Annotated in this window: 13 protein-coding genes; 2 read left to right on the forward strand and 11 right to left on the reverse strand. The window is 44.1% G+C overall.

The genetic code is table 11. The features are described from left to right. Nucleotides 1–19 precede the first annotated feature (19 nt). Nucleotides 20–784 carry a hypothetical protein gene (locus tag E2R65_RS13970; RefSeq protein ID WP_134337098.1) on the reverse strand — a complete coding sequence of 255 codons (765 nt, stop codon included), beginning with the start codon at nt 782–784 and terminating at the stop codon, nt 20–22. Further along, a complete protein-coding gene (locus E2R65_RS13975) occupies nt 768–1,340 on the reverse strand; it encodes an RNA polymerase sigma factor (RefSeq protein ID WP_308472302.1) in 573 nt (190 codons plus the stop codon). The genes E2R65_RS13970 and E2R65_RS13975 overlap by 17 nt, the downstream gene beginning before the upstream one ends. A 199-nt stretch (nt 1,341–1,539) precedes the next feature. On the opposite strand from E2R65_RS13975, the gene E2R65_RS13980 reads away from it, so the two are divergent. Continuing rightward, nucleotides 1,540–1,824: a DUF2442 domain-containing protein gene (locus tag E2R65_RS13980; RefSeq protein WP_134337099.1), complete on the forward strand. Its 285-nt coding sequence runs from the start codon at nt 1,540–1,542 to the stop codon at nt 1,822–1,824. Nucleotide 1,825: 1 nt separating this feature from the next. On the opposite strand, the gene E2R65_RS13985 is transcribed toward E2R65_RS13980, so the two are convergent. From E2R65_RS13985 to hemA, 9 genes are all read right to left on the reverse strand, one after another. Continuing rightward, on the reverse strand, nt 1,826–2,359 hold the full coding sequence (locus E2R65_RS13985) for a CopD family protein (protein WP_134337100.1): 534 nt from the start codon (nt 2,357–2,359) through the stop codon (nt 1,826–1,828). Between the two features lie 86 nt (nt 2,360–2,445). Next, nucleotides 2,446–3,471 carry a uroporphyrinogen decarboxylase gene (gene hemE / locus E2R65_RS13990; protein ID WP_134337101.1) on the reverse strand — a complete coding sequence of 342 codons (1,026 nt, stop codon included), beginning with the start codon at nt 3,469–3,471 and terminating at the stop codon, nt 2,446–2,448. 81 nt (nt 3,472–3,552) lie between these two features. After that, on the reverse strand, nt 3,553–4,077 hold the full coding sequence (locus E2R65_RS13995) for a tetratricopeptide repeat protein (protein ID WP_134337102.1): 525 nt from the start codon (nt 4,075–4,077) through the stop codon (nt 3,553–3,555). 9 nt (nt 4,078–4,086) lie between these two features. After that, nucleotides 4,087–4,794, reverse strand: coding sequence for a response regulator transcription factor (locus E2R65_RS14000; protein WP_134337453.1), 708 nt, complete (start codon nt 4,792–4,794; stop codon nt 4,087–4,089). A gap of 11 nt (nt 4,795–4,805) precedes the next feature. Further along, nucleotides 4,806–5,681, reverse strand: coding sequence for a sensor histidine kinase (locus E2R65_RS14005; RefSeq protein ID WP_134337103.1), 876 nt, complete (start codon nt 5,679–5,681; stop codon nt 4,806–4,808). 72 nt (nt 5,682–5,753) lie between these two features. Next, nucleotides 5,754–7,061 (reverse strand): glutamate-1-semialdehyde 2,1-aminomutase, encoded by a 1,308-nt coding sequence (hemL, locus tag E2R65_RS14010; RefSeq protein WP_134337104.1) that lies wholly within the window; start codon nt 7,059–7,061, stop codon nt 5,754–5,756. Between the two features lie 95 nt (nt 7,062–7,156). Further along, nucleotides 7,157–8,128, reverse strand: a complete 972-nt coding sequence (hemB, locus tag E2R65_RS14015) for a porphobilinogen synthase (RefSeq protein WP_134337105.1) — start codon at nt 8,126–8,128, stop codon at nt 7,157–7,159. A gap of 90 nt (nt 8,129–8,218) precedes the next feature. Continuing rightward, nucleotides 8,219–9,793, reverse strand: a complete 1,575-nt coding sequence (gene hemC, locus E2R65_RS14020) for a hydroxymethylbilane synthase (RefSeq protein WP_134337106.1) — start codon at nt 9,791–9,793, stop codon at nt 8,219–8,221. 256 nt (nt 9,794–10,049) lie between these two features. Next, nucleotides 10,050–11,276, reverse strand: a complete 1,227-nt coding sequence (gene hemA / locus E2R65_RS14025) for a glutamyl-tRNA reductase (RefSeq protein ID WP_134337107.1) — start codon at nt 11,274–11,276, stop codon at nt 10,050–10,052. Between the two features lie 167 nt (nt 11,277–11,443). On the opposite strand from hemA, the gene E2R65_RS14030 reads away from it, so the two are divergent. Beyond that, a complete protein-coding gene (locus E2R65_RS14030; RefSeq protein WP_134337108.1) occupies nt 11,444–11,812 on the forward strand; it encodes a DoxX family protein in 369 nt (122 codons plus the stop codon). The last annotated feature ends 44 nt before the right edge of the window (nt 11,813–11,856 follow it).

Here is an 11,856-nt window from a genome sequence, read left to right on the forward strand (position 1 = left end):
TATGGTATGTTTGTATATGCTATTGTTCTTTTTTTATTTTGATAAAACCCAGGTTAAGGCCGCTTACAACGGTATCATCCTCATCTGCCGGGTTAGAAAACTCTATCAGTTTATCTTTACGTTTATCTACTTTACTTACAACTACATTGATCAGGTCGCCCAGGCTACGGATGCGATGCTTTTTTGCCGGCGCGGCAGCCATCGTTTTAGCAGCAGGGATATTCTGTGCAGCTAAAGTATTCGATTTAAACGGTGCATTCTCTGTAATTTCAATTTTTTCGTTAAAAGGCACGGTTCTGTCGGGCACTGTAAATTTTATTGCTTCAGCAGGTTTTTGAACAGGCTGCACTTGTGCCAGCTGCTGTGCCGGTTGTGCATCAACCATAACCGGCGCTACTTCAGGCAAAACATTATGTTGCAACTTTACCCTTAATTTACGCAACGGCTTTATGGCATTTTTTACAACTGCCTCATCTGCTTTTGGCTGTACAAGCACCGGCGCTTTAACTACAGGCTGTATAATTACTTTTACCGGCTTATTGTTTTTGGTTACCGCTATTTGTACCGGCTTTTTAATGTTATTATTTGTTTGCGATACCAAATACAAACCTGCACCAAGCAAAAGCAGCAAACTTGCTGCCATGCTTAAATATGTTTTTAAGCTTTTTTTGCGTTTATCCATGCCAGAGGCAATGCCATTCCAAACCCGGCCGGAAGGTTCCACCTCCAGATCATCCAGTTTAGACCTGAATAACTGGTCAATTTCTTTATCCTGCATATCCATATCTTTTGTTATCCATTTTTAAAACCTGTTCTTTTAAAATAGCCCTTGCCCTTGATAGCTGCGACTTTGACGCCCCTTCGCTAATACACATAATTTCGGCTATCTCTTTGTGCGAGTAACCATCAATGGCATACAGGTTAAACACCATGCGGTAACCCGGCGACAGGGCTTTTATGATTATCAGCAAGTCTTTAGCCTCCAGGCTGCTTGCGGCAGCGGCATTTACCGATGGCTCGTGGCCGGCGCCTTCCATATCAACCATTTGCATCATCTTATGATGGCGGCGGTAGTATTCGATAGAGCTATGTACCATAATACGGCGCACCCATCCTTCAAATGACCCTTCTCCGCGGTAATCTGCTATCTTTTGAAATACTTTGATAAACCCATTCTGCAGCATGTCCTCCGCTTCCATCTTATCCGTTGCATAACGCATACACACGCCAAGCATTTTGGCTGCAAACTGCTTATACAGCAATTCCTGCGCCTTTCGCTGCCCGGCTTTGCAGCGTTCTATCAGTTCGTTGATATGGGGTTTAGATTCCAAAAACATCATTTAACAGTAAGATGTAGCGGAATGCAGAATGGTTGCATGAGTGGTGAAATAAATTTTAATATATTGGTTGTTTAATTTGTTATGCCTAAAATATTCGAATATCTTGGTAAGCGTATGCAAACAAAGTAGTTGAAAAACGGATTGATTATTTTGTTCATCACAAAGAAGTTGTGTTTGAAAGAATCACCGAAAAATTAAAATGAAGATTATTCAGGATTATATTGAAACTGAACATACCGATGTAATAGAAATACTTCTGGCTAAGTATGTTAAAGATTATTCAATACGGATTTTTTTTAATGATGGTTCTGAAAAAATTATAGATTTTAAAATATTTCTTACAAGATCCCTGCATCCTTCTATTTCAAAATACCTTGATATAGAATTATTTAAGCAATTCAGCGTATCAAATGGCAATTTAAACTGGAATAATTACGATTTAATGTTCCCCATTCACGACCTTTATGAGGGAGTTATAAAATAACCTACTTTTTCTCCCTAAAATACTTATAAACCTTTACCGCAGACATGAGTATCAGGCTGAAAAGAATAATGCCGATCACTCCAAAGATCCAGTTTAAAGTATTTTTAAGCACCACCAGGAATACAATGGCGAAAAGGATCAGGGTAGCTAATTCGTTCCAAAGGCGTAATTGTGTAGATGTCCACTTAAATACGCCATTAGCCATCTGCTTCATTTTATACTGGCAGATAAAATGATAAACAATCAGCCCGGCTACAAACAACAATTTAATATGCAGCCAGGGCATTTGTAGTAAAGGCTTATTGATGAACACCATGGTGATGCCTGCCGCTAAAACCAGGTACATGCTTGGGGTAGCAATGATCCACCAAAGCTTCTTTTCCATCACCTCAAACTGCTCGGAGAGAATGGTGCGGGCAGGCTCGGGCTTGTCTTGTGCCTCGCGGTGATAAATAAACAGGCGCACCACATAAAACAGCCCCGCCATCCAGCAGACTACAAAAATGATATGTATGGCTAAAACGTATTGGTACATGCCTAACCCCCCGGCCCCCTAAAGGGGGAGTTTTTTGAAAATCAATTATCTTATTCCTCCTGTTCCCCCTTCAGGGGGCTGGGGGGCTAATAGCTAAACTCTTTAATTACCTCAACCGCGTATTTCACGTTATCAAACGGGATATCGGGCATAATACCGTGGCCAAGGTTAAAAACAAACCCGTTTTCGCCCCTCATTCGCTCAAAAAGGCGGTGGATCCGCTCTTTGATGACCGGTTTATCTGCATACAGAATATGCGGGTCCAGATTGCCCTGTACGGCTATATTTTGAGGTAAGCGTTTTTTGATATCTAACAGATCAACATTCCAATCGATAGATATCACATCCGGTTTGGCTTCGGCCATTAACGGTGCAAAAACCGAACTGCCTTTACAGAACGAGATCACCGGGATATCTTTCCTGTTTAGTTTGCTGATGATCTCCTGGATGTAACGGTGCGAAAACTCGGTATAATCATCCCAGGATAAAGCCTGCGCCCAGCTATCGAAGATCTGCACGGCATTAACGCCGGCAGCTATCTGCAGGTTCAGGTAATCTGCCGTTACGGTAGCTATTTTTGATAATAGCTGATGCGCCATTTCGGGGTGATTATGCAGCATCAGTTTGGTTAGCTTAAAATCTTTAGATGAACCGCCCTCTACCAGGTAACTCATCACCGTAAAAGGCGCCCCTGCAAAACCAATCAGCGGGATACGGCCGTTTAGCCGTTGCTGAATTACTTTTATAGCATCGGCCACATATTGTAACCTATCGCCTACATTAGTTTCTAAAGCATCAATATCAGCCTGGGTGCGTACCGGGTTAGCAAACCTGGGGCCTACACCCTGTGTAAAGCTCAAATCGCCGCCCATGGCTTCGCCGGTAACCAATATATCCGAAAATAAGATGGCGGCATCAATATCCAGCAGATCTACCGGCAGCATGGTAACATCAGCAGCGATCTCGGGCGTTTTGCACATCTCCAAAAACGAATACTTGTTTTTGATCTCCCAGTATTGCGGCATAAAGCGGCCTGCCTGGCGCATCATCCATACGGGTGGTCGTTCTGTTTTCTCTGAAAATGCGGCTTTTAAAAATAACGAATCTTTCATGTTTCTTGTAGAGGCGCCATACCTGGCGCCTCTGTACGGTTTTTATATTTCATAAACACGCGAAGTATCGCGTCTCTACGGTTATTTGTGTTTCTGTAACTCCTGCTCAACCTTTTGGATCACGTCCTTCATTTTGGCAGTAATATTGTCCTGATGCTTTTCTGTTAGTTGCAGGTATGCCCTGGCTTTTTCGTAATTACCCTTGCGTACATTTATATTGGCTACATGCACCAGCGCGGCCACATGGTCATTAGCGGTGCGCAGCGGAAACAGCGCGGCTAATTCATAATGTTTCTCGGCTTCGTCATACGCCCGTTTTTGCAGGCATACACCGCCATATATAAACTCATAAAAGCCCCGCCGCCTTTTACTCAGCCAGCCGGGTTTATAAACCTCTTTTAACAGGCCCTCTGCCTTATCATAATCTTTTTGGTGGAATGCCTTTGCTGCCAGCACAATGGTTCCCTGCTTAAAATAGCCCCATATCAAAAAGCAAATAAACATTACTGCAAGAGCCGTTAACTGGTAAACCTTTAACTGAATAGTAATGGCCAGCATGATCATAAAAAGACCGGCTACTAATATGCGTGCCCTTGTTGTGAACATCTATCTAACTTAGTGCTGGTTATCAGTAAATTTATAACCTACACCACGTATAGAGTGGAAATAAACGGGGTTTTTAGGGTCCGGTTCAAAGTACTTACGAAAGGTTAGGATAAAATTATCTATCGTACGGGTTGACGGGTACACATCGTAGTTCCAAACAGTTTCCAGGATCTGCTCGCGCGATACCGCCTCATTACGGCGCTCTATCAGCAGCTTTAACAGCATGGTTTCCTTTTTGGTAAGCGGGGTGATGCTTTCATCCTCATTAACCAGTTCAAACGAGTTAAAGTGGATGGTTTTATCACCTATTTTATAACTGTTAAACTCTTTCAGGTCTTCACCTTTCAGGCTGCGTTTTACCAGGTTGTTAACGCGCAGGATCAGCTCTTCCAGGTTAAAGGGCTTGGTCAGGTAATCATCAGCACCTTTTTTAAGGCCAGATATTTTATCCTCATTGGTGTTCTTGGCGGTCAGGAACATAATGGGCACCTCAGAGTTTTCCAGGCGAATGGTTTCTGCAACCACAAAGCCGTCGATCTCGGGCATCATTACATCCAATATCACCAGGTTAAAACGCTCTTCCTTAAATATCTGGAGCGCTTTTTTACCATTATTGGCAGTAGAAACCTTGTAGCCTTCCAGCTCCAGGTTTAGTTTTATTGCTTCTAACAAATGGTCTTCGTCTTCGGCTAATAAAATTCTTTTTTTGTTTGGCATGTCTATCATGTTTAGGTTAATGCAAATACAACTTCAAATACGCTACCGGCAGGGCGGTTATCTTTAACTTTTATGCTGGCCTGGTGTTTATCCAATACTTCTTTTACGATGTATAAACCCAAACCGGTACCTTTGGTATTACGTGTATCTTCGCTGCCTACACGGTAAAATTTATCAAAAATACGCTGCTTTTCATTATCCGCAATACCTATGCCATGGTCTGCCACCTGAAAGTAAACTTTACCCTCCTTCTCAAACAGTTTTACGTTCACCGTTTCGCAGGGGCTGGAATATTTCACGGCATTTTCTACCAGGTTGGTCACTACTGATGTTAGCGCAAACTTGTCGCCCACAATTTCAATTTTTGGCTCTATTTCGGCATTGATGATCTGCTGGTTGCAATCGCACTTGCTTATTTGCAGCCGGTTAACAATGCTATCTACCAATACCGACAGGTTGAACTGAGCCTTGGGGAAGGTGTATGAGCGGTTATCAATTTTAGATGCCAGCAGCATATTTTCCACCATATCGTCCAAACGCTCCACATCCAGTAAAGATTTGTCGATAAAGTTCAGGATCTGCTCTTTGGTCAGGTCGCGCTTTTGGATGGTTTGCAGCAGTATTTTGATGGATGCCAGGGGCGATTTAAGCTCGTGCGTTACCGAGAGCAGGAAATTCTTTTTCTGCTCCTGCAACTTAGCCTCTTTGTTTAATGATTTATGTAAAAAGTAAGCGCCTACTAAAAACACGGCTACAAACATGCACCCTTCGCCCATGATCATGCCCTTACGGCTTGGGTTTAAATGGACCAGCATATAGCCCCACCAAAGCAGTTCTGCAATGGCGTAAATGATAATGGCGTAAAATATTACAAGCGTCTTCTTCATAACTTTAAGTTTGCTGTAGGCAGTTTATAGTTGGCAGTGGCTTCACGCAAACTACCCACAGGTAACTGCTAACTATTTAAATACAATATCCAGACTATCAAATATAGCAGTTTTTGTGGTTTCCAAGTCGGTTGATGTGTGCGCGGCAGATATAAAACCAACTTCGTAGCCCGACGGGCCTAAATAAATGCCCCTGTTTATCAGCTCGCGGTGCATTTCTTTAAACCTGATCATGCTGTTTGGGTCAATTTGCTCGGCAGTAGTAATACTTTCCTGATCTGTAAAGGCAAACCAAAAGATAGACCCAATGGTAAATATTTTAACCGTGTAACCACGCTCATCAACAAAGTGCTGTATATCGTTTACAAAACCTGCCGTTTTAGCATGCAGGCTGTCATAAAAGCCGGGCTTTAATAACTCGCCTATCTGGGCTATGCCCGCCGCCATGGCTACCGGATTACCCGATAAGGTACCCGCCTGGTAAACCGAACCCACCGGCGAAACATGGTCCATCACTTCTGCCGAGGCACCGTAAGCGCCAACCGGCAAGCCACCACCAATGATCTTACCATAGGTAATGATATCCGGCTGAATGCCGTAATAGCCCGCTGCACCTTCAAAACCCACGCGGAAACCTGATATCACTTCATCAAAGATCAGCATGGTGCCGTTTTCGGTACAAAGCTGGCGCAGATGATCTAAATAATCCTGCGTTTGTAACAGCAGGCCGTTGTTGGCCGGTACCGGCTCAATAATAACTGCCGCTATCTGGCCTTTAAACTCTTCAAAGGCCTCTTGCAGGGCTTTTTTATCATCCAGCGACACTACGATGGTTTCGTCGGCGAAAGCCTTTGGTACGCCTGCCGATGAGGTTTCGCCAAAGGTTACCAGGCCCGAGCCTGCCTTAACCAGCAAACTATCTGAGTGCCCATGATAGCAGCCCTCAAACTTTAATACTTTATCGCGTTTGGTGTAACCCCTTGCCAGCCGGATGGCCGACATCACCGCTTCTGTACCCGAACTTACAAAACGAATTTTTTGGATGAATCTATTGTTGCTAAGAATCAATTCCGCCAACTCATTTTCCAATGCCGTCGGCGCACCGAATGACATGCCCTTTTGCATCACCTCAGTAACCTTCTCTCTAACGGCTGCATGGTTATGCCCTAAAATTAGCGGCCCCCATGAGCAGCAAAAATCTATAAACTCGTTTCCATCAGCATCCCAAATATGGCTGCCGTCGCCTTTTTCGATAAAAAGCGGCGTACCGTAAACAGATTTAAACGCCCTTACCGGCGAGTTTACCCCACCAGGGAAATAAGTTTTTGCTTTTTCGTATAATGCTGCAGATTTCGCCCTGCTTATATCTGGTTTGCTCATTGTAGCCCCCTTTAAATCTCCCCCGATAGGGGAGACTTTTAATTAAATTTTTTAGTTTGTTCATAAGCGCTCCCTTGCGGGGAGGGTTTGGCTTCTTACAGCCACTTATTCGCTAACACTTCCTTAGCGTGATAGGTTAGTATCGCACTGGCGCCTGCCCTGCGGAAGCTGGTCAGCACTTCGGTAACCGAGCGCTGCTCGTTAAGCCAGCCGTTTTGTACAGCCGCCTTGATCATGGCATATTCGCCGCTTACATTGTAAGCTGCTATGGGTAACTCGGTATTATCTTTTAAAAGTTTGATGACATCCAGGTATGGCAAGCCAGGCTTTACCATCAGGAAGTCGGCACCTTCTATTTCATCCAGGCGGGCTTCAATCAAAGCTTCGCGCTGGTTGGCGGGGTTCATCTGGTAGGTTTTTTTATCGCCAAATTTAGGTGCCGAATTTAAGGCATCCCTAAACGGACCGTAAAATGCACTGGCATATTTAGCCGAATACGACATGATGGATACGCCTGTAAAACCTGCATCATCCAGCGTTTTGCGGATATAACCCACACGGCCGTCCATCATATCCGACGGGGCAATAATATCGGCGCCGCTACGGGCATGTGCTAAAGCCATTTTCCCTAAAACTTCCAGCGTTTCATCGTTCAGGATCTCGCCATTCTCTACCACACCATCGTGGCCATCGCTGCTGTAGGGGTCCATGGCTACGTCGGTTATCACGCATGCTTCCGGGAATTCCTTTTTTACGGCACGGATAGCGCGCAGGTAAAGGCTCTCGTCGCGGTGGCTTTCGGTAGCGTATTTATCTTTTAAGGCCTCTTCTATATTGGGGAACAGATCAAAAGATTTTAGGCCAAGCTTCATGCAGCTTTCTACCTCGCGCAGCAGGTTATCTATCGAATACCGGAAGATACCCGGCATAGATGACACCTCGGTTTTTTGGTTATCGCCATCCACAATAAACAGCGGGAAGATCAGGTTAGCCGCGCTAACATGCGTTTCCTGCACCATCTGGCGGATAACTTCACTTTTACGGTTTCTTCTTGGTCGTTGTAGCATATGCCCCCCAACCCCCTAAAGGGGGAGTTTTTTTGAAAATTTTATTTATTAATTACCCACTATCATTCCCCCTTCAGGGGGTTAGGGGGCCTAAATCCCAAACACTGCCTCTGCCAGCCCCACTTCGTCGGGCGAGAAAGGCAGGGTATATTTTACACCCATTTCATCAAACTTTTTACCGGTAGATTTGCCAATGGCTATCACCTTTTGGCCGGGCTCCAGCAGGTTATCGGCAAAGTAAGCCTCTACGTTGCTTGGGCTGGTAAACACCATTATTTCGGCTCCGCTTGGCTCTACCTCTTCTTCCAGTACGGTTTCGTAAACGGGCAGGTCAATTATTTTTGTTTCTGCAGAGAGGCCTTGCTGTATGCTCCTCATTGGGTTATCGGCACCGGGGAACAGGATGGTTGTACCATTTGCCAACTCGGCAAAATCGGCAGCTACATCGGCCGTATCATTGCTTTCGCCCACAAAATCGGCAAAGTGGCCGTTGCGGCGCAGCATATCTTCGCTGCCGGCACCCATCACCCCAAACTTGATCTTTTTAGGGAACTGTGGCAATAACTTAAAAAAGTACTCAACCGCATTTTTACTGGTAAAGAACACCCAGTCGGTATTTTTTAAGATGTACGAATCAAATTTGGTGATCACCGGCACGGTGCGGATGAGCGAACGGGCCTCAATCTCTATCTTATGTTTTTCCAGCGCCTTGCGGAAATAGCTGGTAGCCGGGATATCCCTTGATATAAATACTTTCGACGGGAATTTCCTGTCCTTAGCAAAACGGGCTACTATTTTATCGGCAACGCCATCAAGGGTTTCGCTTTCAATAAAATAACGGTCGGGAAACTGATCGCCTGCATCTGCCTTTGAAGTAAACACCTGGTATTTACCATCATCTTTACGGCAATACACGCCAAGCGGTAAGTGGCAACCACCGCCAAACCTTTTTAACACACCGCGTTCCAGGCCCAATTCTTCGGCTACATCCGGGTGGTGCAGGGCCTGTAATATCTCAAACAATTCTGTATTACTTTCCCTAATTTGTATAGCTAACGCACCTTGCGCCGGTGCCGGGATAAACTCGGTGACGGTAAGTTCTTCAACATGAAACTCGCTCAGATCGATACCCAAACGGGTAACACCGGCTTTGGCCAGCATAATGGCATCATACTTTTCATCGCGCAGTTTACCAATGCGGGTTGGCACGTTGCCACGCAGTTCATCTATCTCCAGGTCGGGGCGAACGGCCAGCAACTGGGCCTTGCGCCTGTTAGATGAGGTGCCTACCAAACCGCCAAATTTAACAGATAGCTTTTGGCGCACATCCACCACATCTTTCAAGATCAGCAACAGTTCAGCCGGGTCTTCCCGTTCTGACACTGCTGCGATGATGAGTCCCGGAGGGTTTTCTGTTGGCAGGTCCTTATGCGAATGCACGGCAATATCTATGGTGCCTGCCAATAATTCTTCTTCTAATTCTTTGGTGAAAAAACCTTTACCCTCCAGCTTATCAAAGCTTAAGTTAAGGATACGGTCGCCCTGTGTTTTTATAATTTTAAGTTCGGCGGTAATGTTTATTGCGGCCAGGCTATCTTTTACAAAGTTAGCTTGCCATAAAGCCAAATCGCTGCCACGCGTTCCTATGATTACTGTTCTGTCCAAGGGGATAAATTTTTACAGTACAAATTTAATTTTTTATGAACAGTAATGCAGTATTAATTAAGGATATGAGAGTGGGCTGACGGAGAAAGTTTGGTAAAGATGCTGTCGCGAGTTTAGCACAGCGTAACTCGTAACACGGCATGGCTAAAGCTTTCAGCTTTAGTGATAAAACAGTAGTGTAAGCTGAAAGCTTACTTTGTGCCATGTCGCGAGTTACGCTGCGCTAAACTCGCGACAGCATTACAAAAGCGAATGCTTAATTATTATTGATCAATATATCCTTTGCCATGATCATGGGTACACTGATATATTTTTTTTCCATGTAGTTGATCACCTTTTCCAGGATCTCGCGCGATTCTTTGTCAAGGCTTTGCACTTCTTCGGCAAATACGGTGTTCACCGCATTGTTGCGGATCTCTTTGATCTTTTGGGGCACCTGGCGCATAGCCAGCTCAATTTTGCGTTGCTTAAGCATCACTAAAAACTCGGCAACATTTTGCTCGATGATGGCTTCGGCATGTACCAGTTCCTGGTAACGTTCCTGCAGGTTTTTCTTGGCAATTTCGTTAAGGCTGTGTACCTCAATAAAGTTTACGTCAAATTGCTCTAACACCTCGGTTGCGGTATCATTGGGGATAGCCAGATCTACAATGGTCTTTTTATCCGTGTCACCATTTAAAAGAGAGGTATATATCTCTGTAGTGATGATAGGCTCAGTAGCTGATGTACAGGTGATGATGGCATCAAACCCGCCTTTAAAATGCTTTAATTCATCCAATTCAAAGGCATTGCCATTCAGGTCGGCAGCTAATGCCTGCGCTTTTGAAAGCGTACGGTTAAATACCGAGAAGTTAGAAAATTTATGCTTTTGCAGATATTTAGATAAGTTGCGGTTGGTTTCGCCTGCACCTATGATCAGTACCCGTGCGTTTGAACACAGCTTTAGATCTTTTAATTTACGGTAAGCCAGGGATACAACAGAAATAGGGTTTTTAGATATATTGGTATGCGTATAAACCTCTTTAGCTGTTTTAACTACACATTCCATCACCAGGCGCAGCTTATCGGCAGTAAGGCCGGCCTCGCGGCAATCTTCATAAGCTTTGCGCAGCTGGGCTAAAATTTCTTTTTCGCCAACTATCAGGCTTTCTAAAGAGCAGGAAGTACGCAATAAATGGTTCATCGCATCCTGGCCTTCATAAATAGATGCTGCAGCCAAAAAGTTACTGGTGGTATTGGGGCAAAGGCCCATTTGCATGGCGCCTAAAAATTCTTGTGTAAAAGCCTTGTCAACCGTGTGTTGTGTAGACATCACAAATTCTACCCGGTTGCAGGTTGCCAGATAAAAAATTTCGTTAATACCAAATTGGGCCTTAACTTCATGAAGTTTTTGAGACAGATTTTCCTGACATAGCACTAAGCGCCCTAATTCCTTCAGCTCAATCTGTTTATGTGTAAAAGCAATTACTTTTAAATACTTCAAAGCAGTTTTTATTTTGACCCAACAAAAGTAACACACCAGGATGCATGCAATGTCAAGGATATGTCAAACAGGCGCATTTAGAATGATTATAAATAATTCAATTTATTCAAAAAACAACCTTTATTTTTACAAAAATCCTTATTAATCAATCGATTGAAGAATTAAAAATGCGAAAATTTAAAAACATAAGCCTGGTAATTTTAGTAATTGGATACCTTGTAGCAGGTGCCAATCACTTTATTCATCCGCAAGGTTATCTCCGTATCATTCCGGGTTATTTACCTGCACCTGTTTTATTAAACTTACTGGCCGGTGTATTTGAAATATTGTTTGCGTTATTGCTGATACGGCCAAAAACCCGTAAGGTTGCCTCGTACGGTATTATATTGATGTTAATTGCTTTTTTGCCTGTACATATCACCATGCTGATGAATGCACCGGTAAAACTGGGCAGCCTGCTGGTTACCCCTGCCATTGCCTGGATCCGTTTACTGTTACAGCCGGCATTGATGCTTTGGGCCTGGTGGCATAGGTAATAGGTACTTGCATTAAAAGGTTAAGCTATTGCCATATTTGCATT

Source organism: Mucilaginibacter phyllosphaerae, assembly GCF_004378255.1.
Classification (GTDB): Bacteria; Bacteroidota; Bacteroidia; order Sphingobacteriales; family Sphingobacteriaceae; genus Mucilaginibacter; species Mucilaginibacter phyllosphaerae.

What these genes read in the sequence shown, in the direction of transcription:
- hemL (WP_134337104.1), bottom strand. Translation starts at nt 7,061, where the DNA reads ATGAGCAAACCAGATATAAGCAGGGCGAAATCTGCAGCATTATACGAA.
- E2R65_RS13985 (WP_134337100.1), bottom strand. Translation starts at nt 2,359, where the DNA reads ATGTACCAATACGTTTTAGCCATACATATCATTTTTGTAGTCTGCTGG.
- E2R65_RS13980 (WP_134337099.1), top strand. Translation starts at nt 1,540, where the DNA reads ATGAAGATTATTCAGGATTATATTGAAACTGAACATACCGATGTAATA.
- hemB (WP_134337105.1), bottom strand. Translation starts at nt 8,128, where the DNA reads ATGCTACAACGACCAAGAAGAAACCGTAAAAGTGAAGTTATCCGCCAG.
- E2R65_RS14005 (WP_134337103.1), bottom strand. Translation starts at nt 5,681, where the DNA reads ATGAAGAAGACGCTTGTAATATTTTACGCCATTATCATTTACGCCATT.
- E2R65_RS13975 (WP_308472302.1), bottom strand. Translation starts at nt 1,340, where the DNA reads ATGATGTTTTTGGAATCTAAACCCCATATCAACGAACTGATAGAACGC.
- E2R65_RS13970 (WP_134337098.1), bottom strand. Translation starts at nt 784, where the DNA reads ATGGATATGCAGGATAAAGAAATTGACCAGTTATTCAGGTCTAAACTG.
- E2R65_RS14030 (WP_134337108.1), top strand. Translation starts at nt 11,444, where the DNA reads ATGCGAAAATTTAAAAACATAAGCCTGGTAATTTTAGTAATTGGATAC.
- hemE (WP_134337101.1), bottom strand. Translation starts at nt 3,471, where the DNA reads ATGAAAGATTCGTTATTTTTAAAAGCCGCATTTTCAGAGAAAACAGAA.
- E2R65_RS13995 (WP_134337102.1), bottom strand. Translation starts at nt 4,077, where the DNA reads ATGTTCACAACAAGGGCACGCATATTAGTAGCCGGTCTTTTTATGATC.
- E2R65_RS14000 (WP_134337453.1), bottom strand. Translation starts at nt 4,794, where the DNA reads ATGCCAAACAAAAAAAGAATTTTATTAGCCGAAGACGAAGACCATTTG.